Source organism: Phenylobacterium aquaticum, assembly GCF_022695515.1.
Lineage (GTDB): Bacteria > Pseudomonadota > Alphaproteobacteria > Caulobacterales > Caulobacteraceae > Phenylobacterium > Phenylobacterium aquaticum.
In genome coordinates this window covers 1-22,035 of the sequence record NZ_JALDPT010000054.1, presented here as the reverse complement: position 1 = coordinate 22,035, position 22,035 = coordinate 1, and the positions used below count along the sequence as shown (strand labels likewise).

The 22,035-nt window shown below is 65.1% G+C and carries 23 protein-coding genes and 1 pseudogene; 5 read left to right on the top strand and 19 right to left on the bottom strand.

Annotated features, from left to right (window positions below; all coding sequences use genetic code 11):
* The 12 genes and pseudogenes from MQH10_RS24430 to MQH10_RS24375 form a co-directional block, all read right to left on the bottom strand.
* Positions 1-460 (bottom strand): annotated as a pseudogene (locus MQH10_RS24430) (hypothetical protein); the annotation flags it as partial.
* The gene (locus tag MQH10_RS24425) at positions 457-1,272 is read right to left on the bottom strand and encodes a TrbG/VirB9 family P-type conjugative transfer protein (RefSeq protein ID WP_242566584.1); all 816 of its coding nucleotides are present in this window, start codon (positions 1,270-1,272) and stop codon (positions 457-459) included. The gene MQH10_RS24425 and the pseudogene MQH10_RS24430, both read right to left, overlap by 4 nt.
* Positions 1,269-1,949, bottom strand: coding sequence for a VirB8 family type IV secretion system protein (locus tag MQH10_RS24420; protein ID WP_242566583.1), 681 nt, complete (start codon positions 1,947-1,949; stop codon positions 1,269-1,271). Before MQH10_RS24420 ends, MQH10_RS24425 begins: the two co-directional genes overlap by 4 nt.
* 172 nt (positions 1,950-2,121) lie before the next feature.
* On the bottom strand, positions 2,122-3,006 hold the full coding sequence (locus MQH10_RS24415; protein WP_242566582.1) for a TrbL/VirB6 family protein: 885 nt from the start codon (positions 3,004-3,006) through the stop codon (positions 2,122-2,124).
* 2 nt (positions 3,007-3,008) lie between these two features.
* The gene (locus tag MQH10_RS24410; protein WP_272887132.1) at positions 3,009-3,800 is read right to left on the bottom strand and encodes a type IV secretion system protein; all 792 of its coding nucleotides are present in this window, start codon (positions 3,798-3,800) and stop codon (positions 3,009-3,011) included.
* On the bottom strand, positions 3,709-6,060 hold the full coding sequence (locus MQH10_RS24405) for a VirB4 family type IV secretion/conjugal transfer ATPase (protein WP_242566580.1): 2,352 nt from the start codon (positions 6,058-6,060) through the stop codon (positions 3,709-3,711). Before MQH10_RS24405 ends, MQH10_RS24410 begins: the two co-directional genes overlap by 92 nt.
* Entirely contained in the window at positions 6,053-6,370 is a 318-nt protein-coding gene (locus MQH10_RS24400) for a VirB3 family type IV secretion system protein (protein ID WP_242566579.1), read from the bottom strand. Before MQH10_RS24400 ends, MQH10_RS24405 begins: the two co-directional genes overlap by 8 nt.
* Positions 6,371-6,372: 2 nt before the next feature.
* Positions 6,373-6,702 (bottom strand): TrbC/VirB2 family protein, encoded by a 330-nt coding sequence (locus MQH10_RS24395; RefSeq protein ID WP_336605221.1) that lies wholly within the window; start codon positions 6,700-6,702, stop codon positions 6,373-6,375.
* On the bottom strand, positions 6,699-7,274 hold the full coding sequence (locus MQH10_RS24390; protein WP_242566577.1) for a lytic transglycosylase domain-containing protein: 576 nt from the start codon (positions 7,272-7,274) through the stop codon (positions 6,699-6,701). Before MQH10_RS24390 ends, MQH10_RS24395 begins: the two co-directional genes overlap by 4 nt.
* 124 nt (positions 7,275-7,398) lie before the next feature.
* A complete protein-coding gene (locus MQH10_RS24385) occupies positions 7,399-7,752 on the bottom strand; it encodes a helix-turn-helix domain-containing protein (RefSeq protein WP_242566576.1) in 354 nt (117 codons plus the stop codon).
* 21 nt (positions 7,753-7,773) lie between these two features.
* Complete coding sequence (locus MQH10_RS24380; protein ID WP_242566575.1) at positions 7,774-8,220, bottom strand: hypothetical protein; 447 nt, start codon at positions 8,218-8,220, stop codon at positions 7,774-7,776.
* A gap of 197 nt (positions 8,221-8,417) precedes the next feature.
* Positions 8,418-9,383 carry a FecR family protein gene (locus MQH10_RS24375; RefSeq protein WP_242566574.1) on the bottom strand — a complete coding sequence of 322 codons (966 nt, stop codon included), beginning with the start codon at positions 9,381-9,383 and terminating at the stop codon, positions 8,418-8,420.
* Between the two features lie 567 nt (positions 9,384-9,950).
* On the opposite strand from MQH10_RS24375, the gene MQH10_RS24370 reads away from it, so the two are divergent.
* Positions 9,951-10,466, top strand: coding sequence for an RNA polymerase sigma factor (locus tag MQH10_RS24370; RefSeq protein ID WP_242566573.1), 516 nt, complete (start codon positions 9,951-9,953; stop codon positions 10,464-10,466).
* 128 nt (positions 10,467-10,594) lie between these two features.
* Complete coding sequence (locus tag MQH10_RS24365; RefSeq protein WP_242566572.1) at positions 10,595-11,593, top strand: HEPN domain-containing protein; 999 nt, start codon at positions 10,595-10,597, stop codon at positions 11,591-11,593.
* 15 nt (positions 11,594-11,608) lie between these two features.
* Here MQH10_RS24365 and map read toward each other — a convergent pair whose 3' ends face one another.
* Positions 11,609-12,433 (bottom strand): type I methionyl aminopeptidase, encoded by an 825-nt coding sequence (gene map, locus MQH10_RS24360; protein ID WP_242566571.1) that lies wholly within the window; start codon positions 12,431-12,433, stop codon positions 11,609-11,611.
* A 266-nt stretch (positions 12,434-12,699) separates the two neighbouring features.
* On the opposite strand from map, the gene MQH10_RS24355 reads away from it, so the two are divergent.
* Positions 12,700-13,863: a flagellin N-terminal helical domain-containing protein gene (locus MQH10_RS24355; RefSeq protein WP_242566570.1), complete on the top strand. Its 1,164-nt coding sequence runs from the start codon at positions 12,700-12,702 to the stop codon at positions 13,861-13,863.
* Positions 13,864-13,915: 52 nt separating this feature from the next.
* On the opposite strand, the gene MQH10_RS24350 is transcribed toward MQH10_RS24355, so the two are convergent.
* The 3 genes from MQH10_RS24350 to sfsA all read right to left on the bottom strand — a co-directional run bounded on the left by MQH10_RS24350 (position 13,916) and on the right by sfsA (position 15,767).
* A complete protein-coding gene (locus MQH10_RS24350; protein WP_242566569.1) occupies positions 13,916-14,260 on the bottom strand; it encodes a hypothetical protein in 345 nt (114 codons plus the stop codon).
* Between the two features lie 59 nt (positions 14,261-14,319).
* Positions 14,320-14,685: a hypothetical protein gene (locus MQH10_RS24345; protein WP_242566568.1), complete on the bottom strand. Its 366-nt coding sequence runs from the start codon at positions 14,683-14,685 to the stop codon at positions 14,320-14,322.
* A gap of 359 nt (positions 14,686-15,044) precedes the next feature.
* Positions 15,045-15,767: a DNA/RNA nuclease SfsA gene (gene sfsA, locus MQH10_RS24340; protein WP_242566567.1), complete on the bottom strand. Its 723-nt coding sequence runs from the start codon at positions 15,765-15,767 to the stop codon at positions 15,045-15,047.
* A gap of 132 nt (positions 15,768-15,899) precedes the next feature.
* On the opposite strand from sfsA, the gene MQH10_RS24335 reads away from it, so the two are divergent.
* Together MQH10_RS24335 and MQH10_RS24330 are read left to right on the top strand one after the other, a co-directional pair.
* Positions 15,900-16,676: a competence/damage-inducible protein A gene (locus MQH10_RS24335; RefSeq protein ID WP_242566566.1), complete on the top strand. Its 777-nt coding sequence runs from the start codon at positions 15,900-15,902 to the stop codon at positions 16,674-16,676.
* 79 nt (positions 16,677-16,755) lie between these two features.
* Positions 16,756-17,745 (top strand): class 1 fructose-bisphosphatase, encoded by a 990-nt coding sequence (locus tag MQH10_RS24330; RefSeq protein ID WP_242566565.1) that lies wholly within the window; start codon positions 16,756-16,758, stop codon positions 17,743-17,745.
* Positions 17,746-18,564: 819 nt separating this feature from the next.
* Here MQH10_RS24330 and MQH10_RS24325 read toward each other — a convergent pair.
* The 3 genes from MQH10_RS24325 to MQH10_RS24315 form a co-directional block, all read right to left on the bottom strand.
* The gene (locus tag MQH10_RS24325) at positions 18,565-19,455 is read right to left on the bottom strand and encodes a hypothetical protein (RefSeq protein ID WP_242566564.1); all 891 of its coding nucleotides are present in this window, start codon (positions 19,453-19,455) and stop codon (positions 18,565-18,567) included.
* 1,710 nt (positions 19,456-21,165) lie between these two features.
* Positions 21,166-21,594, bottom strand: a complete 429-nt coding sequence (locus tag MQH10_RS24320) for a DUF2061 domain-containing protein (RefSeq protein ID WP_242566563.1) — start codon at positions 21,592-21,594, stop codon at positions 21,166-21,168.
* 107 nt (positions 21,595-21,701) lie between these two features.
* Positions 21,702-22,035: inositol monophosphatase family protein (locus tag MQH10_RS24315; RefSeq protein WP_336605219.1), on the bottom strand; the 334-nt coding region annotated here is incomplete at its 5' end.

Below are 22,035 nucleotides of genomic sequence, written 5' to 3'. Positions count from 1 at the left end.
GAGCGCGCGGCGCCGTCGAGGCCGGCTGGCCACGCGCGAAGGCGATCATCGGCGCGGCGCGGATGGCGCGCAGGTCTGCGCGCGCTTGCGCGGCCTGGGCGGCCGCCGCAGACGGGGGCGCCGTCGCATCGCCGGACCCCGGCGGCGCCGTACGCGCTGCGTCTGACGCGGCTGATCGGGAGGCTTCGTCCGAGGCGGCCGCAGGGGCGGCGCTGAGCTTGGGCGGATTGGGGCCGGGGTTGTCTAAGGTGGGGCGTGCGGGCTCGAAGGCGACGACCTGGCGGGCCGGCGCAGGCGGCGGGGGCGCTCGGCGCGAGGGCAGGCTCGCCAGACCGATCAGGACCAGAGCCGTGGCCAGCCCGATGAGGCTCGCCCAGCGCCCCAAGCGGCGCGGCGTGAGGGGAGCGGCGACCGGTGAGACGCCACGGTCGCCGACGGGGTCGGGAGGCAGATCGCTCATCGCGCAGCCTCCGGGGCGGGGCGGTTCTGCCGCTCCACCTGCGTCGAGGCCGCGCCGGTGCGCGGCGGCGGGGGCAGGCGTCCGAAGCCGCGGTTATAGAGGCAGACCACCTGGCGGCCGATCCGCAAGCGCCACTGAGGGGCGACCGCATGGGCGACCATGGCGTCTTGCCGGACGTCAAAGGCCGTCAAGCTCTCCACGCCGTCGGCGCCCACCGCATAGAGCGCCGGCAGGGGTTGGTCGGGACGAAACCGCAGGAGGGTGAACTGGCCGTTGTCGGAGATTTCGAGCGGCGCCAACTCGGCCGGACCCTGGACCAGATAGTCGAGATTGCGCGGCCCCTCTAAGGGGCCATGGGCGAGTTTCAGGGCCGTGAGGTCTTGGGTGAGCTTGGCGCTGCGCGCTGCGAGATCGGCCTGGAGCTTGGCCTGGTCCTTGGCCGGATCGCGGAACTTCAGGACATAGAGGCCTTGGCGGTGGAAGTCGGAACGACGGCTGATCTCCAGCGCGAAAACGTAGGTCTTTGACCCGCCGGAGCTTTGATCGGTGGTGACGATCAGATTGGTGGGGCCGTGATCGGCCTTGGGCTTCAGGAAGAGCACATTGCGGTCAGCGACCAGGTCCCAGGCGGTGGTGTCGCCCAGCGCGGCGTGCGCAATCGTCTCGTCGGGGTCAAACACCACCTCCAGGGCGCTGCGATAGGCGCCTTCCAGGCGCACGACCGCCGCCGGATCATAGATCTGGGTTTGGATTCTGCGGTCGGCGGCTCCCAGGGTCAGGCTCGCCAGCCCCGCCATCAAGAGCCGGTTCATGGGACAATCTCCGGATCGGCGCGATAGCTGGTCACCTGAAAGCCCAAGGGGTTGCGCAGGCGATCGGCCTCCGCCATCGGCGCCTGGACGTAGTCAAAGGCGATGGTGGCGATCCAATCGCTCTCGCTGGCGGCCGAGGCGTCGCGCACCGTGCGATGGAAGCGCACGCTGGCCAGGTGCGGCGCGGGGAAACTCACCGCGCGAATATCGACCCAGGCGCGCGCATGGTCGGCCCACAGGGTCTGCGGGCTTTGAGGGTTGGAGGGGCGGAAGGCGTCGCCCCATCTTTGCTGCTCGCTCGGCGCCGACAGGATCGAGACCTGGCGGAAATTGGCCTCGGCGGCCTCCGGCGCCCAACCCTCGCGGGCGCGCACATAGAGGCCCAGGAAGTATTTGCTGACTGCCTCGTCATAGGTCTGAGGCTGCGGGCCGGCGAGCGCGGTCATGATGTCGACGGCGCCGGTGGTGCGATCGACCCGCACCACGAAGGGCTCCACGCGATGTAAGGGGACGAGCGCGGCCACCGCGGCCACGCCTGCGATCGCCAGCCCGCTGGCGACCGCCGCCAAGGTCCAGGCGATGCGCACGCTGCGCCGGGCCGCCTGCAAGCGGTCCGCCTCCCAGCCCCTGGCCTCCTTGAGATAGGCCGCCACCGCCGGATCGCGTCCAAGGCTCATGGCCGACCTCCGCAGGGCTTGAGGCTCTTAGGATCGGGGACGGTCTGGGGATTTGTCGCCGCCGGGGGATTGGCGGGACGCAGATGGCGTCCGTCACAGACGGCGGGCTTCGCGTGCGGCAGGGATTGGCAGCCGAAGAGCCAAAGGGTGAGGGCGAGCACGAAGCGCGTTTTCATGAGCCGCGTCCGGTCTTTTGCGCGCGATCCTTGGCGCGCCGCAGGGCGGTAAAGGTGAGGCTTGCAAGGTCAGCGAGGCCCTCGCTCGCCCCGCCGGCCAGGCCCGCGGCTATGGCCGGGGTGCGGGTGAAGAAGACCGCGCCCAGGAGCGACAGGGCGATGAAGAGGACGCCGCCCACCATCGGATCGAGCCTGTCGATCTGGCCCCATTGGGCGGCGACCAGATCGAGCACCATCTGGATCACGGCCAGGAGCAGGGCCATCAAGACGAGATAGTTCACCGCCTGAGACAGCCAGCCGAAGAAGAAGCGCCGCGAGGCGTCAAATAGCGCACACGCGATGAAGATGGGGCCAAGGGTCAAGATGAGGGCGAGCGCGGCCTTGGCCACCATGAACCCGCCAAAGCCCGCCGCCGCGGTCAGCGCGCCGGTCACATAGACGGCGCCCGACACCACATAGGGCATGAGATTGGTGATATCGCCCTCGCGCCCGATCTTCTCGGCGACATAGCTCGCATGGGCCAAGAACCGGTCGAAGGCTTGGCCGGGATCACCCAGATCGCCCGCGCCGAGCGCCTGGCTCAAGGTCTGGGGCAGGGTGTGGAAGAGGGGCTCGGTGACCCAGGTCCCATAGGCCGGCGTGGTGGCGAGCGCGGTGATGATGGCGAGTTTGACGGACCGGACCGCGAAATCCATCACCGGCTCGCGAATGGCCCCGCGCAGGATCGCCACGCCATAGAGCAGCACATAGAGCACCAAGGCGGCCCGCACGGCGGGCGCCGTCTGGGCGATCACCGCGCCCAAGCGCTCCTGCAAGACCCCCTGCAGCTTCTCGTCGAGCGCCGCATAGGCCGGCGAAAAGATCTTGAACTCGCCGGCCATGGTCAGAACGCCTGTCGATAGAGCTCAAGGCGCGCATCGCTGGCCGCCCGCGCGCGTTCGGCGTCGCGTTGCCGGGCGAGCGCGGCCTCGGCCTCGCGGCTGATCTGCAGGCCCTGCAGGCGGATCTGGTCATTGGTCAGCCGCGCCTGCTCCCCAGCCCATCGGGTTTGCAGGTCCAGGACCCCGCGCACATCGCCCGCCTCGCCCAAGGCCGCCTGCAAGGCCATCAGGCTCTCGGCGCGCGCTTGGCTGTCCGTGGCGATCGCTTGACCGATGGCGAGATCGCGCGCGCTGCGGTCGCCTGCGGCCTCCAGGCTTTGGCCCTTGGCGTCGCTGGGATCGGCCCGATAGAGCCGCTGCGCCTCCCGATAGGCCTGGGCCGCCTGGGCCAAGCCGCCCAGGTCTGACAAATGTCCCGGCGCATTTAGATAGGCCGTCGGATCTGGCAGCACGTGATCGAGGCCGAGCTGGTTAAGCTCCGGGACCAGGGCTTGTGCGCCCGAGGCGGTGTTCAGGCTGTCGAGCAGAGCTTTGCCCTGGCTCACCTCAGTCTTCATCTGATCGAGCGCCTGCAGGGCGGTCTGGGCCTCTTCAACCAATTTGGCGTAGGCGCTCGCGTCATAGACCAGGGTCTGGGCGCGCCCGTCCCCGGCGCGCTGGCCGCCAGGACGATGAGCAGAAGGGTAAGGCGAGCGCGGCGGGTCATGCGAGCCCCCGCCGGGCCGCCTGAAAGGGTCCCGCCCACTGATGATAGTCGTCGCCGACCTCGGCGCGCAGGCGCTCCAGCAGATCAACGGTTTCGGTCCGCCCTGACAGGATGGCGATCTCATCGTCCAATCCGTCCAGACGCAGTTCGACGGCCACCGAATGAAGGCCCTGCTTGATCAGAGCCTGGCGACGCGCGCCTGAAAGGTCTTGGCGAACCCACTGAAATTCGCGGGGGCTGAGCCCGAAGCCGTCGCAATAGTCGCGGGCCTGGGCTTGAGGATTGGGCAGGAAGATCTTGGTGACACACTGCTCGAGCAGGGTGTGGGCGATCGGCGAGGCCAGCACGTCGGCCGGCGACTGGGTGGCCAGCACCATGATCGCGTTCTGTTTGCGGAAGGTCTTCAGCCCATCCTGCGCCAGACCCCGAAACGCCTCGTCCCCAAGCGCCTTCCAAAACTCATCAATATCGATCACCAGCCGGCGGCCATCGGCCGGACCCTGCAGGCGGTGGAAGAGGTACATCAGGATCGGGGTGCGCAGCTCGGGGTCATCCAGGAGATGGGTGATGTCGAACCCCATCAGCCGATCCTCCAGGGCGAGGTCGTCTTCGCGGTTGTCGAGCGCCCAGCCCATCGGACCGCCCGCGGTCCAGCGCGAGAGGCGTGCGCCCAGCCCTTCGGCGTCGGCCTGTCCCAGCAGGGTGCGCAAGGCGCCCAAGGAGCGCTGGGCCCGCGGCAGGGGCGCCAAGGCGGCCAGGCCCGCATCGATGGCGTCAGCCTCGCGGGCGCTTAAGGCTTGCGGGCCCGCCAGGCGCCGCACCAGCTGGGCCAAGAACCGGCGGTGAGCTGGCGTGAAATCGAGCGCCTTGAAGGGCGCAAGCCCCATAGGCTGACCGGGACGGAAGGTCAGATAGGTTCCGCCGCGCGCGCGCACGAAGATCTCCGAGCCGCGGTCCTTGTCGACCAGAACTTGGGTGGTCTGCAGCTTCTCCAGCTGCGCCAGCAGGAAGTTTTGCCACACCGTCTTGCCGGCGCCGGAGGGGCCGCAGATGAAACTGTGGCCGACGTCGCCGAGATGGAAATTGAAATGGTAGGGGGAGCCGGCGGTGGTGCGTAAAAGCGCGACCGCTTGGCCCCAATGGACGCCATCTGCGCGCCCAACCGGGTGGGTGTGGAAGGGCGCAAAGCTCGCAAAGTTGCGGCTGGTGATCGCCGCCGGCCGCGCCCGAAACCGAAAGCCGCCGGGAAACTGCGCCCAGAAGGCGGCCTCCAGCGCCAGGTCTTCCCGCGCCGCCACCAGGCCTGCGTCCGACAACAGGGCGCGGGTCTGGGCCAGACGCTCGGCGAGCTCGGTGAGGGTCTGACCATAGACCATGACGCTCGCCTGATGCTCTCCCATCACGAAGCGGTTGGAGATCAAAGCGTCCAGGGCGTCATCGAGCGCATCGACTTGCGAGGTCGCGCGGTCTTGCGCGCTCAGCATCTGGTTTTGCTTGCGCTCCAGAACCGTGCGCGCCGCCGTCTTGGAGAGAAAGGCGAAGGACTGGCTGACCACGAGCGGGAAGGGCGCGCTCATCAGGCTGTTCCAGAGACCCGGCCGGGTCGCCGGCGGATATTCCTTGACGCCGAGCAGGCCCGCGAACCGGCTCTCAGCTAGGTCTCGGATCTCCAGCGCCTCGCGCCCAAAGATCAGGCGGGTGTCATAGAGGGCTGCGCCCAAATGGCCGCGCACCAGGGGAAAGGCGCCCTCGCGTCCCGTCAGCAGCTGATGGAAGAGGCTCATGGGCTCTGAGATCCAAAGCCCTCCGGTCTGGCGCACCGTGAGACGGCGCGGCCCATAGCGGCCAAGGCCTTGGGCGAGGTCGCGGGCGGCGTCCTCCAGGCGCTTGATCGCCTGGGCGAGGTCTGAGGCCTCTGGGCGCGCGCGATCCAGCCGTCCGAGAACACCGGCCTTGGGATGCATGACCAGGGTTAGATAGAGCGCCGTCTCAAACATCTGGGTCCGCTGCAGGCGCGCGCCATAGGCGCGGTCCAGACGCTCTGCGAAGGCCGAGGCGAAGGCGCCCGGGGCATAGTCGGCGCAGGGCTTGCGGATCAGATGATGCCAAAGCGCCAGGCGCTCGCCGGCCAGCGTGCGCCAGACCCCGTTGAGCTTCTCGTGCCAGTCATTGAGGGTCTCAGCGTCCGCAGTCTCAAAGCTCGCCCCGTCCAGCTGGAAGACGGTGAGCAAGGCGCCGCTATCCAGGCTAACGATCTCCTCGGTCACGTGGCGCGCATAGGGCAGGACGCGTTCGACCTCGTCGGCGCGGGCTTGGGCCATAGGCGCAGGGGCGAAGGCCTTAGACATGGCGGCCTCGGGCCAGCCGCAAAGGGCTCATGGAGCTGCCGCCCCAAAATCGCGGACGGGGGCTGCGCGCCTTGGTGTCGAGAAAGCAGCGCAGCACCCGAAAGGCGTTGGGATCGGTGCGGGTGATGGCGCGAAACACCAGGTGCAGGGCCGGCGCCACCAATAGAAAGGCCAGATTGTGCGCGGCCAGAAACAGCACCGACGTCGCCATGATGTTGATCGCCATGGCTTCCATCGGCGCGCCCCAGACCATGGCCGGGCGCGTGCAGGCCAGGAACAGGATGTCTTCGACCAGCGGAGCCTCGGCCATGGCTAACCTCCCGCCTGACCGCCGGTGATCAGGTCGACGATGGTCGAGGCGCTGAAGATTACGATGATGCCGACGATCACCGTGCCGGCGCGCCGCAGATCCAGGTGACCGAACATCCAGGCGATGCCAGTGAGGATGATGGCGATAATCGCCAGGCCGCGAATGACGCTGCTGTTCAAGAGATCGATCAGGTTTTGCAGGAAGCCGCCGATATTCCCGGCCGCGCCGCTGCTCTGGGCCAAGGCTGGGGTGGCGATCGCCACACCGGCCAGAGCCAGGAGGGCGAGCGTTCGGGGTTTGGGAGAAGCCAGGAGGCAAGGGGAGGGGATCACGGCAGGTCTCCGGTTGCGGATAAGGGGCGCGGAACGATCACGAAGTCCGGTCTCGCGGGCGCGGACGCAGCCCGCGGGGCATCCCCCGCCAGGCCGTCGCGCAGCGCGCGCACCTGCGGGCCGATCTCGGCCGCGGCGCGGGTGACCTTGGCGACATAGCCATTGGCCAGGCCCCGGGTCGGGCCGCCGGTGTTGTAGCGCGACAGGGCCCGGCGCCAGGCGTCGGGCGTGGCTACGGTCTCGCCGTTCGCGGCCAGCACGGCTTGGGCCGCGGCGAGGTTGCGGCAGGGGTCGAAGGCGTCTTCAAGCGTGAGGCCAAGACGGCTCAGATTGCGGTGGTTGATCTGGCCAAGGCCGAGGTCGAGGTTTCGCCCTTGGGCCAAGAGCTGCCGGGCCAGGGCTTCCGCCGCCTCGCGCGAGGTCGGGTGAAGGCTCTTGGCTGGGGATCCATTGACCCCAATGGCCCAGGGCTCGAACCGGCTTTCCACCGCCACGACGGACAAGAGTGTGGTCGGATCGGCGGGCGCGGCGCAGACCTGAGCGAGCACCAAGGCGGCGGGCAGGCTCAGCATGGCTGGGGTCTCCCAAGCCGGGCGTCGCGGATCGATGAGGCGGGTGAGGCGGACATGGCGCAAGGGTGGCGCCGAACCGCCCGCTCACGCGATGCGCAAGTCTACGCCCTCTGAGGGCGTAGATTCACGCCCTTGACGGAGGCGCCTCACCGGCTGGCGTCCGCTCTGCAGGCTCCGAGCGCTCGCGGGACGCGTCCCAGGATCGGCGGGGGGCATCGATCAGATCGCGGGCGGCAGGGATCACCAGGACGCCAAGGTCGCGGGCGCGCACCACGGCCTGCACCCGGGCGCGCACGCCCAGGTTCTCGCAGGCGCGGCGCAGGTGCTTTTCGACCGTGCGTCCGGAGATGCCCAAGATCAGGCCGATGTCATTGGCGCTCTTGCCTTCATGGACCCAGGCCAGACACTCAAGCTGTCGATAGGAGAGCCCGTGGGTTTCGTGGAGGCGAGGTTGGGCGATGCTGAATTTGGGCGGCATGGCGTACTCCTGCCAGAGGGCTCAAGGGGCCGTGTCTGAAGGTGGCGCAGACGAAAGCGAACGCGCCTGGGCGAGCTCGTGGGCCAGTCTGCGGAAAGCTTGTGAAAAGGCGATCTGGGCCTGCTGCGGCGACAGATGGTCGGCGGCGGCGCCGAGCTCGCCGAGGAATTCGTCCAACAACAGGGTCAGGACTTCGCCGACCTTGTTGTCGACGCAGGCCAAGGCCAAATCGCTGTGATTCAGCGCGGCGCTGGCCAGAAGCGCGTAGGCGTCGCAATCGGCGGCCTTGGCGAACCGGAGGAGATCTTCGCACGACAGTCGCTCCGCGCGCGCCTCGAAATACTCGTAAGTCCGCAAGGCCAAGCCCATACGCCGGGCGATATCGCAGGCCCTTAAGCCGCGCTTATGGCGGATCGCACGCAGGGTCTGGGTGAGGGGACTGGGGGTGGGACGCGAAAGCTCGGACATAGGGCGGTGCAATCTGAGAGGGTGAGGGGTTGGAATTCAGCCTCTTGGACTCCTCGAACGCACCCTCCAGATGTGTGTTTCGCCTGTGAAGTCGGAAAATCGCCCGTCACGGTGGAAAATCGCGGCCGCGCCGCGAAATCCGCAAGAGTCTTGCGGGGACGAGCCGGATTTCGGACCCAAGCGGCCGATGGGCGGGCCTAGCCCTGGGGGCGCAGCCGGATCCGACCGTCCCATTCAGGCTCGGCCTTCAGGTTGAAGAGGTCGCTGACCGCGCCGATAAAGGCCTGGGTGTCGCCGGCGTTGAACACCCCGCTCACCTTGGCGTCGTTCAAGGTCCCAGCGTCCAAAACGATCGCTTGGCGGCTGTAGCGATTGACCTCGGCCACGGCCTCTCTCAGGGGCGTCGCCTGGAACCGGATACGGCCTTCGGTCCAATCGGTCGCCGCCTCAAGGTCCGCCGTCTGAGGTTGGGTCGCGGCGGCGGGCAAGGCCTGGCCGTGTTGCAGACGAATGGGCGCGCGCGTTTCGGCCCGCCGCACCTCGACCACCCCTTCAATCAGCACCACGCGCGCCGCATTGCCGTCTCGGCGAACATCGAAGCGGGTGCCGACGGCACGCACCTGCGTCGCCCCGGCGCTCACCGTGAAGGGACGGGTCTGGTCGTGGGCGACCTCGAACAGGGCCTGACCGCTCGCCAAGCTGATGTCGCGGGCCTGGGGCGTAAACCGCACGCGGATTTGGCTGCGGGTGTCGAGGCGCACCCGCGAGCCGTCCTGCAAGGTGATGATCCTCTGCTCGGCCGGCCCCGTGGCGTAGGTCTGGCCGCGCTGAGCGACCTGCAGCGCGATGGCGCCGCCCAGCACGACCAGGACGGCCAGCGCCGTCCACCGGACCCGGGCGATCACAGGCGGAGCCCCTAGGCCGGACTTGTTCGACTGGCGCGCCTCTTCAGTCGCCGCGCGAATCTCCGGATCGGATTTGAGCGCGGCAGAGGCTGTCCAGACGGCTTCGACCGCCTCATAGGCGGCCCGGTGAGCCGGCACGCGGCGCCACTCCCGGTAGGCCATCAGATCGGCGGACGAAATCGCCCGCTGCCCGAGTTTGGCGAACCACTCGGCGGCTTCAGCCTGAAGGCGCGGATCGTGGGGATCAGGAGCAGACACGCAGATGACGTCGCCTTGGAGGTTCGGGCGCGAAAGGAGCGGCGAGCCCCACTTGAGAGGCGGCCCGCCAGGGTCTGGACCATGGCGCCTCAGGCTTTGGCTGGTCAAACCCTTTAAATGGTTGAGCTAGCCCTTAGGCGCGGACCGCAGGCGCCACCCCCAAGGCGCACCTGGTCTTGCTCCGACCGGGCCCCAGTCCTAAAGCTAAGGGCGCGGGCGCCGCTAGATAGGCGCTGACCTAGAGCCAGGGGTTCGCAAGGGCTTGGCCCAAGCGTTGGCGGCGGTCAGGGCTGAAGTCGTGGGGTGCTCTCTGCGAGCACATTCCAACGCCCGCCCCCATCTGGGCGACGCAGACCTAACCATGCGTTGCAAAAACTTCGATCTTGATCAATGATTCCCCTGCCGGGGCCGCAGTCTCGGCAGGGGCGTGGAATCCCCTTCGCAGGACGAGCCGACCTTTCGTTGGGTTGGCGGTGGTGCGCGCTCATCTGGGCGCGGCGCCCCTTGAAGCGATTCCGCATTTGGCCGTGTGCGCGGCGCCCCTCACCCAAACCGAGGAGCGGGGCTATGGGCCAGCGCGACGATGTTGAGGATGGCGGATCGAGGGGGCTGGGCGCGCTCTATCGCACCTATGCCGACTGGCTTCTGCGGCGCTTGAAGCTGAGATTTGGGTCCGAGGCCGCCGAAGACTTGGCCCAGGAGACCTATCTGAGATTGGCGAGGTCGGGGCCTCAGGCGGAGGTTCTCGTCCATCCTAAGGCCTATCTGATGCGGGTGGCGGTCAATCTCGCCCAGGATCAGGCGCTCTATGAGCACCGCCATGTGCGCGGCGCGGCCTTGGCTCAGGAGAGTCTGGGCCAGGCGACCCAGGTGGAGGTCGCGAGCCAAGTCGAGACCCTGGTCTTGAAGGACATCATCTTGAGCATGCCCAAGCCCTATCGGGCGGTCTTCCTCTTGGCCCGCATGGAGGGGATGACTTATGACGAGATCGGTCAGACCTTGGGACTGTCGGTGAAAACCGTCGAATGGCGGATGGCCCGGGCGCTGCGGCACTGCAGCCAGCAGCTGCGACCCTATCGCTGAGGGTTTCGCGCGATCGGCGCGTGATCGGCCGCAAGTTCCTTGCGGAGGCGTTGGAATTTCCACCGCTTGGGCCGGGCGGGGGCCAGGACAGCGTGGTAACCTCTCGCGTCTGATTGCAGGAGCGCTCCATGCTCAAGCGAGAGTTCAGTCGTGCGGCGCGCGTCGAACGCGGCCTTGCGAGGCCGCGCGGTTGCGGCGACATAAGGACCATGCGTACGAGCCTTGATCACCTTCCAGCCGGCAAGCGGCGAGAGCTGCAGCTGGTCGTCGAGATCTTGCGCGAAGAGTTCGCCAAGGCGATCGCGGGGCGTAAGGCCGACGGCGTCCGGGACGGCCAGATTCTGAAGATCATCCTCTTTGGCAGCTACGCCCGCGGGGATTGGGTTGAGGACCCGGTGGGGCGCTATTTCTCGGACTATGACCTCCTGGTCGTGGTCAGCGACGAGAAGCTCACCGACGTTCTGGAGTTCTGGGAATCCGCGGAGGCGCGGCTTTTGTCCGAGCTGTCGGCCGGGCAGCGGCTTCGGACGCCGGTGAACTTCATCGTCCACAGCCTGGCCGATGTGAACGACCAGCTCTCCCGCGGGCGCTACTTCTTCATGGACATCGTGCGCGATGGGATCGCGCTGTTTGAGGTTCCAGGCGCGGACTTCGTTGACCCGCGTCCGTTAGCGCCGGAGACGGCGCTTGAGGAGGCGCAAGGCTATTTCGATGACTATTTCGACAGTGCTTGCGACTTCATCGATCAGGCAAATTTTGCGGGAGAGCGAGGCAAGTTGAAGCTGGCGGCGTTCGAATTGCACCAGGCAGTTGAGCGTCTCTACGTATGCGTTCTCTTGGTATTGACGCTATATACTCCTAAGTCACACAATATTATTCGTCTGAGAAATTTAGCCGAACCCCTGAACTCACAGTTTAGAGCGGTTTGGCCCGCCGAAACGAAGTTTGAGCGACGTTGTTTCGAGTTGCTCCGCGCCGCCTATGTCAAGGCGCGCTACTCCCGTCATTACAAGGTGACAGAGGAAGAGCTCGCTTGGATGGTGGAGCGGATTGACGTGTTGAAGGCCGCGGTGGAAGCCGCGTGCCAGGAGCGGCTCAAGACCCTGGCGGCGCAGGCCGCAGGGTAGGTCGCAGACCTGCCCTTAGGCGACGGTCACCGGAGGCCTGAACAGGCCCTGGGGCGAGCCGGTGAAGATCTCGTAGCCGGTCTCGGTCACACCGATCGAGTGCTCGCACTGGGCCGAGAGCGACTTGTCGCGGGTGACCGCCGTCCAGCCGTCGGAGAGCAGCTTCACCTGATACTTGCCGAGGTTCACCATCGGCTCGATCGTAAAGAACATGCCGGGGCGCAGGAGCTCGCCGGTGCCCTTCTGGCCGAAGTGCAGGATGTTGGGCGCGTCGTGGAACACCTTACCCAGGCCATGGCCGCAGAAGTCGCGGACCACCGAGCAGCGCTGCGCTTCCACGTAGGTCTGGATGGCATGACCGATGTCGCCGGTGCGGGCGCCGGGCTTCACGGCGTCCAGGCCCTTCTGCATGGCCTCATAGGTCACGTCGATCAGGCGCTTGGCGCGGGGCGCGATGGCGCCAACGCCGTACATGCGGCTGTGGTCGCCGTGCCAGCCATCGATGATCAGGGTGACGTCGATATTGGCGATGTCGCCCTCGCGTAGGGCCCGCTCTCCCGGAATGCCATGGCAGACCACATGGTTGGGCGAGATGCAGACCGTCTTGGTGTAGCCGCGATAGCCCAGGCAGGCGGGCAGGGCGCCATGGTCGAGAATGAACTCCCGCGCGAGGCGGTCGAGCTCGTCGGTGACCACGCCCGGCTGGACGTAGGGGGTCAGCATGTCCAGGCACTCCGCCGCCAGCTTGCCGGCGGCGCGCATGCCCTCAAAGCCCTCGGGGCCATGCAGCTTGATCTTACCGGTCCGATGCTCGGCTTCGAGGACGTCGGTGAGGGACATGGGAGGCTCCGGACAGTCTGGCGACGCCCCAGTCCGTCGAGGCGCTCACCGAATAATTGGCGTGTCTAGCACAAATCCGCAACGGCGAGCCGGGCAATCGCTGGCCCCGACGTCGCCGGAAGCGTTCATCTGACGGCGCCTGTAAAGGTCGCGTTCACTTGAATTGACAAAGGCTGAATCGAAATGAAGCGCGACAATTAAGCGCGGATTTACTGGAGGAAGCTCAAATAACGACGATATAGATTGCAAACTATGCCTGGTTGTATTTGAGCTCCCTGCTTACCAATGTCGGCGCCATGTCCGCCCGCCAAGCCCTGGCGAGCGCGACGGCGGAGTCCGCCCAGTTGCGCAATCGCATTGCGACGGGCCTCAAGGTGGCCGGCCCGGCCGACGACGGGGCGACCTATTCGATCGCCCAGACCATGCGCAGCGAACTGGGTGGCTGGCGGACGGTCTCGGAGTCCCTCAACCGGACCCAGTCGATCCTGGACGTCGCCACGACCGCGGCCCAGGGCATATCCGACACTCTGACCGACATGCGCGCCAAGGCGCTTGCCCTAACCGATCCCGGCCTCGACGCCAGCAGCCGGGCCTCCTATTTCGCCGACCTGCAGGATCTGGTGTCGCGGGTGAATTCGGCCGCCCAGGCCTCGAGCTTCGGCGGCGTCAATCTCTTGGTCGCCAAGGCGACCTCGCCGATCACCCTGACCCCCTCGGCGAGCAGCGGCGCGAACTTCACCTCATCGGTGGCGATGTCAGGCGAGGCGGGCACCCTGAACATGGTGGTGACCGTGCCCTATGCCTTCAGCATGCCCAGCATGCAGATCACGGGCGCGGGCGGCGGCATGACCGTCAACTGGTGGCAGCCCCAGTCGCTGGGCCACGCCGCCCAGGTCACCCAGCCGATCGCTTATGGCGACTGGAGTGATCCGGCCGCCTCGGGGCCCGCGACCGTGAGCTTTGACTTTCACTCCAACCCGAGGCCGTCTTCAAACCCGCAAGGCTTCGTGATCAACAGCCTGACCTTCACCCCGCTGCGCGGGTCTGAATCGCTCCTGGCCTCGCCCGACGGGGACGCGATCAAGCTCGGCTATCGACCCATGACCTCCGACTGGCTGGGCCTCGACAACCTCGACCAGCTGACTCCCGACGGCGTCCTGTCGGCCGTGGACGGCGCCCTAGCCCAGGCCAACAGCGCCGCGGCCTATTTCGGATCCCAATCGACCATGGTCGGACGTCGCATCAATATGTCCAACCACCTTGCCGACACCCTCGAAGCTGGGATCGGCAATATCGTCGACGCCGATCTCGCCAAGGACTCCGCCAAGCTACAGGCGAGCCAGGTGCGCGAAAGCCTGGCGACCCAGACCCTGGCCATTGCGGGCCAGCAAGCCGGCTGGATGCTGGATCTGTTCCGCGCCGCGGCGTGACGGACGGTTGAGGGGGCCGCTAACGGGCCGTTATTCGGAAAACGGGCGGTCGTCATTTGCGGGGCTGTGAAGCCGCAGCGAGGCTGACCGGCGCCAAGGCCCAGGGTGTGTCGACTGGCGGTTTCGCGTGCGCGTCTGATCGTTGCAGGGCGCGCAAAGAGGAGAGCTCTGCGCTGGCCTTGGCCTGCAAGATCGCCTGCGCCTCCTCTAGCGCGCTCTGGCGCTCTCGGACCGCTTGCCGGTCCATGGCCCATAGTCCAAGCGCCCACATCGTCACGCCGGCAAAGAGCAGCGCGGCGATCCGTTTGAAGCCAAAGGAACGCTCGGCCTTAGACCGCGACGGCGGAAGTTTGGCCGGGCGGCGCGCAAGGCGCCGGCGCTTAAGGGGTTTGGTCACATCGAGATCCGGTGGGCGAACATCGGGGGGTTGATCAATATTTTGGGCATTGGGTTGAGCTAAGGTTTAGGCGGCGCTTGAGGCGGGCGGGCGTCTCCGTCATGCGCCTCATGTTCCGCCTTGGCCGCTTGGGCGTCCACTTCATTTGAGGTGGCGAGCGCCGACGCGGCGGCGTCGCTTGGCGAGAGATCTTCAGGTTTGGCGGACTTGGCCTGAGCGATTGACCGCGCGTCATCCGCGGCGGCCGCCCCGGCGATACGATGATTGCGATTGAGGACAATCATGACCATGACCAGGGCCAACAAGACCGCCAGACCAATGGCCATCCAGCCCTGCAATCGGGCCGGGGTTGGCGTCTCCGCGGGCAGTCCCTCACCACGGATGGTGCGCAAGGGATCAAGCGGCGGGGGCGGGGCGTCAGACATCGAAGTCTCCTTAAGTTTGGGCGGGCTGTCGGTGACAGGCGGAGGCCGAACTCCGGATGACTTGGGGCGCTGCGTCGCGTTGGCGCTTGGCTATAGAACGCAGCTCAACGCGTTATGGGTGCAGTGTTAGACCGCTTAGGTGTCAAAGCGAAGATGGCCATTTTGAGTAGGACAAGGCCCACGGCGCTCGGGCCAGCTGGGCGGCCCGTTTCTTCTGGCGATCTGGGCTCTGGTGCAGCGTTTGGGGGATCTGCCGCAATGGGCGGTCCCCGTCCGCATGGATGTCGAAGGTCGACCGCCATATGTGTTCGCAGGCGCCTGCGGCGCAGCGGTGAAATCAACGCGGGGCGACGTGGCGGTCAAACTGCGGGGGTGAGGCCGTCGCCGATCCACGGGACGCGATGGCTGATCCTCACAGCCTCGAGCGAGATGTCACAGGCATAGCAGAGCACCTCGACCCCGGCGGCGGCGACACGCGTCAAGGCCTGCGCAAAGGCCGGGTCCTTGTCCGCGGCCGCAGAGAACCGATCGCAGTCGGTCCTGTGGATGACGAACAGGGCCACGGCGCGATGGCCTTCGGCGACCATCGCCTCCAGTTCGGCGAGGTGGCGGGTTGACCTGGCGGCGACGCAGTCGGGGAACTCGGCCAGGGTCCCCTCGCGCCTCAAGTGGCAATTCTTGATCTCCAGCCAGCAGGGCGGACGGTCCGGATCCTCCAGCAGGAAGTCCACTCGGCTCGCCGCGCCATATTTCACTTCGCGCCGGACGGAAGCGTAGCCGGTCAGTTCGGTTATGGCGCCGGCCGCCAGGGCCTCGGCGACCAGCCGGTTGGGGTGCATGGTGTTGATCCCCACCAGGCCGCCATCGACCTCGACCAGCTCCAGGGTGTGGGCGAGCTTGCGCTTGGGATCGTCGGACCGTGAGATCCAGCAGGGCAGGCCCGGCATGTTCAGGCCCAGCATGGCCCCAGGATTGGGGCAGTGAGTGGTGAGCTCGGTCCCGTCCTCCAGCACGACATCGGCGAAGAAGCGCTTGTAGCGACTGACAAGCTGAGCGCGGACCAGGGGCGAGGGAAACAGCATGGATGTCCCATAGCTGCGCCGGCGGGATAAGCCCAACGGATGATCGGATCCGCGAGCGGTTTCGCCCTTGTGGCCGGCGGGGCAAGGCGGCTAGTCCAGAACTGATCAAGCATTGAGGCGGAGACGAGTCCCATGGGCAGCCCGGGCGGAGCGCAAGGCGAGGTGGTGACGGCCGCGGTGCTGATCATCGGCGATGAAATCCTGTCGGGCCGGACCCAGGACACCAATCTGCGCGACATCGCCAAGTATCTGGGCGACCACGGGGTCGATCTCGCCGAGGCGCGCACCGTCCCAGACATCATGGAAGAGATCATCGCGGCTCTGAACGCGCTGCGCGCCCGCTATGACTATGTGATCACCACCGGCGGCATCGGCCCGACCCACGACGACATCACCGCCGACGCCGTGGCCGCCGCCTTCGGGGTCGAGCTCTATGAGCATCCCGAGATCCTGGAGTTGATGACCGCCCGCTTCGGCGCCGAACTCAACGCTGCCCGCCGGCGGATGGCCCGGGTGCCGGTCGGCGGGGATCTGGTCAAGAACCCGGTCCAGGGGCCGCCCGGCTTCACCATCGGCAATGTCTTCGTCCTGGCCGGGGTGCCGCAGATCATGCGCGGCATGCTGGAGGATGTGGGCCCGCGGCTGCGCTCCGGCGCCGTGGTGATTTCGCGCACGGTCCGGGTGGAGGGCTCAGGCGAGGGCGCCCTGGCCGCGCCGCTTGAGGCGGTCGCGAAGGCTCACCCCGCCATGAGCCTGGGCAGCTATCCCTTCTATGGCGAGGGCGGCTTCGGCTCGAACCTGGTCCTGCGCGGCCGCGATCCCGTAGAGCTGGAAGGCACGGTCGCCGAACTGATCGCCGCCCTGAAGACGGTGGGCATCGACAATATCCGCGAAGTCGACGGGGTCTGATAGGAGAGGGCCCGCGAATTGCAGGCCCGCCCGTCCAAACCGCCAAGATGCCGCCAGTCCCGATCCGAACGAGCCTAGAATGACCCAGACCCACCTCACCGCCTTCCTGCTGCAACACAAGATCGGCGGGGTCCCCGCGCCGGCGGAACTGATCAGCCTGATCGAGGAGGTCGCCGCCTCCTGCGTGACCATCTCTGGCCTGGTGGCAGGTGGAGCTCTGACCGGCGTGCTCGGCTCGCGCGGCGTCGAGAACGTGCAGGGCGAGGTCCAGAAGGAACTGGACGTCCTGTCGAACGACCTTCTTCTGAAGAACCTGGAGGGCTCGCCCCAGCTGTCGGCCATGGCGTCGGAGGAGATGGAGGACATCCATCCCTGCAAGACCCAGGGGCCTTACCTCCTGCTGTTCGATCCGCTCGATGGGTCCAGCAACATCGACATTAATGTCTCGATCGGCACCATCTTCTCGATCCTGAAGGCGCCGGGAGGAACCCCGGACATCTCGTCCTTCCTGCAGCCCGGCCGCGAGCAGGTCGCCGCCGGCTATACGGTATATGGCCCCCAGACCATGCTGGTCCTGACCCTGGGCGCCGGCGTGTTCGGCTTCACCCTCAATCCCGCCGACCGGACCTGGGTCCTGACCTCCGAGAACATGCAGATCCCGGCGGACACCAAGGAGTTCGCGATCAACATGTCGAACATGCGCCACTGGGCCCCGCCCGTGCGCGCCTATATCGATGACCTCCTTGCGGGCAAGGACGGCCCGCGTCGGAAGGATTTCAACATGCGTTGGGTGGCCGCTATGGTCGCCGATGTGCACCGGATCATGGTTCGAGGGGGCATCTTTATGTACCCGTGGGACAAGCGCGAGCCCGACAAGGCCGGCAAACTTCGCCTGATGTATGAGGCCAATCCCATGAGCTTCCTGGTCGAACAGGCCGGCGGCAAGTCGATCGCGGGCGGGGCCGGACGGATGCTCGACGTGACACCCACGGGCCTGCACCAGCGCGTGCCGGTGATCCTGGGCTCGCGGAACGAGGTCGAGGTGTTTGAGGGGTACGCCGAATCCTGAGGCGTCAGGCCGAAAAGAGGTTGGGCCAGCCCAACCCAACCGCTCAAGTTGTGGTGGTTGCGTCATCCAATGGCGACGGTCCCACAGATCACCATTGCCCCGTATGGGATAGATGCTGGTAGCTATGCTGCAGAGATCTTGTTGGCTGTCCCTCTAGGTGATCAGGGTTCAAGTCTTTGGGGGTGAAAGTTAACCAGTTTTGGGTCGGGTTCGCTCAAGCTACACACGTGGCTCGCGCTTAGTCGCAAATCGTGACCTGCGACGCCGACCTCAGGCTGATGGATGCAACCGAACAGCGGCTTTCGGGCAGCGTGGCCTCAGCGCCAAGTGATGCAGGGTTTCCTCCGCACGGTTGGCCTGCAGCACTCGGGGAATCATGAATCGACAGGTATATGGATGCAGTTTGCTGGGAGTTGGCCTGTTCATGTGACTCTTAGCCCTGTTTGGTGGCGAGACTATCTTCCCGAATGGGCGCGGCTTGACCCGAGGCAGCGCTGTCGCCACGAGTAGCGATGCCGCTTGGCTCTCATTGGGTCGATGCGCGGCCGGCGCTCAACAATTTGAGGATTGTAAAAGTGAAGTCGAGTCCCAGTATTAGACACATAATCCTGGTGGGCGGTCAGAATTTGCGCGGGGTGCGGAGCAGATTGTAGCAGTCTGTTGCCTTCGAAGGGTTTTTGAAGCGTGTCGCCGTGTAGATTTTGCCTCGCTATCGAAGGTCAAGAGCAGGGGCGCGCCCTCGCAACGCATGAATTCAGTTCTATGGTGACGCGGCGCGTAGAGGTTGATGGCCCGTCGTTAGTATCAGGAACTGAGCAGTTAGGTTCGGCCCGCCTGCACTCTCCGCACGCCCTTCGCGTCCAATGGTTCGACGAGTTTGGTGCGCCCTATTGAGCGAAGGCCGGCGGCGCCGATTTGAAACTTTCCCCCTAACTCGATATTGCCCCCTTCGCGAGGGCGGAGAACCCTCAGGCTTCCGCTAGAGGTTTCGACGACGCTATCGACGAATACGTCGTCAATTCGGACTGAAGAGCCAAAGCAGTCGAAGCCATAGACTTGGCCAGTCGTTTCGACCGACAGACTCTGAATTTCAAATCCCAGTATCGCGCCCGTCGCATTCCGCCCGCTAATTGAGCAAAGCGAGTCTTGATTGAAGATCAAACGACAATGCTCAAATCGTACATTCTCGAGGTGTATCTCTCTACACGAGGCGATCAGGAACTGTCTACCACGTCCAAGATTGAACTCCCAATTGCGTCCGCCGACACTCGTCATCTGGGAGAGAATAATGACATCTTCCAGAACGCTTTCTGATTGCGCATAGAAGTTATCAATCAGAATGCGGGGCGCTCCGCCATTTCCAAAGTTCCCTAAAGCGATGGCCGCGCCGCTCATCTTTCGATAGGAGGTAATTTGGTCCAGTTTGGCGCCCCAAGTTGGGAAATTGAAACCAGCGCTAATTACATCCGGATGTATTGAGATTAGGCGGTACCCATTTATGCCTACCAATCTAGAGAATTCAAAGTCATAAACGCCGTTCGGTATCGACTGCGTCGGTTTAAAAGCAAACCCGATCGCGTTCTTATTCGCGAAGGACTGGTCTCGCGACCAAGCGAAGGTCAATCTGTCGAGCTTAAATCCATACCTGGTCGTGGTTGGCGCGAACACGATTTGTTCGGTATTGTCTGTCGCCATGATGAGAGTGGGCATTCCCTCGCCAATTACCTCCCAGCCGTTCGCATCCGGCGCGAGCCTTGGGGCCGTGGATAGGTAAGAGCCCGGCCCATATCGGAGCTGCGCCGGGCGCCCCGACGCGCAAAGGGCCGCCAATGCCGCCCATGCCCGGGCTTCAGCAGCTGTGTCGTCTGATTTTCCGTCGCCCTTTGCGCCGAACCATGAAACCTCAAGTGGGCCGGAATGGAGCCGCTTCCAGCGCCGTCCCAATACATCAACGATGAGAGTTCCCCCATCATCGGCAAGGTGGGCGTCTGCGGAGCTTAGGGTGAAGACCCCGCCACCACCGTCGGCGGCAGAGTAGTATCCGCTGACTATACACGTTTCCACCGGAGTCGTCAGAGCTCGCAGTTCGTCAATGCTGTGGAGCTCAGCGACGGCGGCTAATGCGCCAACGGGCGAGAGCGCCAGGAGGCCTGCAAATAGCATCGCTCGCCGTGTCGAAGCCACTATTCGGACCCTCATAGCGTCTAGGACGAAGACCTGAGCTTCACCAGTGCGGCTTCGACATAGATATGTTCAAGACTATGCTGAGATTATGACCAATCCGCGTTCCCACGGATATCCATGTCTGCCTGAAGGTGATTCGCGAGGGAGATTGTCGCTCTGTTCGAGAAGATCTAGATGCGTCATGTGGTCAATCCCGCGGGACTTAGACCTAAGACGGCGGAGTTGAGTACATGGCTTCGCTGCCCCCGACGGCGGTGGACGGCAACAGCGCCTTTGCGATCAAGTATCCGCCGAACGCGAAAATCAAGAAGGCCGCGGCAACCGCGACCATGGGCCTGTGGCGGTAGAACCAGCGGTGAATGCGATAGTTGACGCTGCCATTCCGCTTGCCGGTTCGCTTGCGTACTATGACTTCCGGCATATGCGTTCCTATTAATCTTTTAACGCGCGCCCGAGAGCTTCCAGGGCTGATTCCTATCGTAATAGGTACCACGGCGTTCGGCCAAGGCGACAGATCGCGCTCTCAGCGGGTGTATTAAGCTTAAGATTCCCGTGGTCGTCGGGTTGGGGCGTGGTTGGTGCCCGCATTCTGGCCACGCCATAGCTAGTCGTCTGGCTTAGAACCATCGCAAGCGAATGCCCGGGCCATCGTTCGCAGTAACCACAGACTCGATCCCAGCGGACCATAGGGCAATCCGTACCTCTATGAGCGTACTTTTCCGGCGATGCGGGAGGCTGTGGTGTTGCTCAATTCATTTGGTGGTCTGAGCGCCTAGGCCGCGATGCTGAGCCAATATTTCCGCGCCCTGGCAGCGTAAATCGGGTGCGCGATAAGTTTTGCATGAATGAACGGGGCGTCCTTCCAAGAGTATAGAAGCGGTTCTTTCTTATTTAATCAAGTATGAGATGTTTTCTCCGTCGCCATCAATCGTCGTCATAAGGTCGGAGGGCCACGCGGAGATCAGGGCGGCCGACAGCGCAGACCTCCCTGGGCGCTCGGTGGGCGTCTGCGCTGCCCAGAAGTCCTTTTCCCGGGAAATAGCTTACGTTAGATCATGATTTCCTGCGGGTGGATGTTGGCGAATTCGGTCACGCGATATGATCGGAAACCAACTCAATCATATGTAAGCTCCACCCAATCAGTTTGGGGTGGGCCTCTATTTTGCGTGCAGCAATCAAGAACAATCCAGTGAACCCAGGCACCTAAGCCGGCGAGTTATCCGCCGATGCCTGCACTCAGCGTCCCCAAGGGATCAGCTTCCAGCCGCGCTCGTGTAGGTAGAACAAGGCGATCTTCGTGAGAATCTCGAAGCTCGCAATGGTTCCAGCCGTCTTGACGCTACCCGTAACCAGCCAGCTCAGCATGAAGGTGTCCAACGTCGCTACAACGCGCCAGCTTGCGCCTTTCGCAACGGACCGCCAGTGGGCTTCGGCCTCGCGTCCCCAATGCAACCGCTCCCACCCACGCTCGTGGAAATAGTAGAGGGCGATCTTGGTCAAGGCCTCGATCGACGCGATGGACACCGACCATTTCGCGTTTCCGGTTACGAGCAAGCTAAGGACAAAGGTGTCGAGACTGCCAATGAAACGCCAGCTCACTCCCTTCACCAGAGAGCGAAGATGATGTTCAGAAGCTCGATTGCTGAGTGCTGCCTGGTCTGACATGTTTCGCCCCATAATCCTACAATACCCATAGGACTTAGCATAAAACATACCAACGGCTTTCGGCTGCCAGGCGCAACAGTGTCTCGAGAATCCAGCCCTCAGGCAGGCTAAGCCAGAGCCTTCAGCAGCTCCGCGCTCAGTTCCTTCCGGCAGACCAGCAGGTCCGGCAGGTAGGGGTCGGCGCAGTTGTAGATCAGCGGTGAGCCGTCGATGCGGGAGACGTGCAGGCCGGCGGCGGCGGCGACCGCGACGGGCGCGCAGCTGTCCCACTCGTACTGGCCGCCGGCATGGACATAGGCGTGGGCCTCGCCGCGGACGACGGCCATGGTCTTGGCGCCGGCCGAGCCCATGCCGATGAGCTCGGCGCCCAGGGCTAACGCGGCGCGTTCGGCCTGTTCCGGCGGGCGGGTTCGGCTGACCAGGATCTTCAGCGCGCCGGGG

Bases quoted from the DNA above. Each gene is read 5' to 3' on its own strand.
- MQH10_RS24425 (WP_242566584.1), bottom strand. From the start codon at position 1,272: ATGAACCGGCTCTTGATGGCGGGGCTGGCGAGCCTGACCCTGGGAGCC.
- MQH10_RS24420 (WP_242566583.1), bottom strand. From the start codon at position 1,949: ATGAGCCTTGGACGCGATCCGGCGGTGGCGGCCTATCTCAAGGAGGCC.
- MQH10_RS24415 (WP_242566582.1), bottom strand. From the start codon at position 3,006: ATGGCCGGCGAGTTCAAGATCTTTTCGCCGGCCTATGCGGCGCTCGAC.
- MQH10_RS24405 (WP_242566580.1), bottom strand. From the start codon at position 6,060: ATGTCTAAGGCCTTCGCCCCTGCGCCTATGGCCCAAGCCCGCGCCGAC.
- MQH10_RS24400 (WP_242566579.1), bottom strand. From the start codon at position 6,370: ATGGCCGAGGCTCCGCTGGTCGAAGACATCCTGTTCCTGGCCTGCACG.
- MQH10_RS24390 (WP_242566577.1), bottom strand. From the start codon at position 7,274: ATGCTGAGCCTGCCCGCCGCCTTGGTGCTCGCTCAGGTCTGCGCCGCG.
- MQH10_RS24385 (WP_242566576.1), bottom strand. From the start codon at position 7,752: ATGCCGCCCAAATTCAGCATCGCCCAACCTCGCCTCCACGAAACCCAC.
- MQH10_RS24380 (WP_242566575.1), bottom strand. From the start codon at position 8,220: ATGTCCGAGCTTTCGCGTCCCACCCCCAGTCCCCTCACCCAGACCCTG.
- MQH10_RS24370 (WP_242566573.1), top strand. From the start codon at position 9,951: ATGGGCCAGCGCGACGATGTTGAGGATGGCGGATCGAGGGGGCTGGGC.
- MQH10_RS24365 (WP_242566572.1), top strand. From the start codon at position 10,595: ATGCTCAAGCGAGAGTTCAGTCGTGCGGCGCGCGTCGAACGCGGCCTT.
- map (WP_242566571.1), bottom strand. From the start codon at position 12,433: ATGTCCCTCACCGACGTCCTCGAAGCCGAGCATCGGACCGGTAAGATC.
- MQH10_RS24345 (WP_242566568.1), bottom strand. From the start codon at position 14,685: ATGTCTGACGCCCCGCCCCCGCCGCTTGATCCCTTGCGCACCATCCGT.
- sfsA (WP_242566567.1), bottom strand. From the start codon at position 15,767: ATGCTGTTTCCCTCGCCCCTGGTCCGCGCTCAGCTTGTCAGTCGCTAC.
- MQH10_RS24335 (WP_242566566.1), top strand. From the start codon at position 15,900: ATGGGCAGCCCGGGCGGAGCGCAAGGCGAGGTGGTGACGGCCGCGGTG.
- MQH10_RS24330 (WP_242566565.1), top strand. From the start codon at position 16,756: ATGACCCAGACCCACCTCACCGCCTTCCTGCTGCAACACAAGATCGGC.
- MQH10_RS24325 (WP_242566564.1), bottom strand. From the start codon at position 19,455: ATGCCCACTCTCATCATGGCGACAGACAATACCGAACAAATCGTGTTC.
- MQH10_RS24320 (WP_242566563.1), bottom strand. From the start codon at position 21,594: ATGTCAGACCAGGCAGCACTCAGCAATCGAGCTTCTGAACATCATCTT.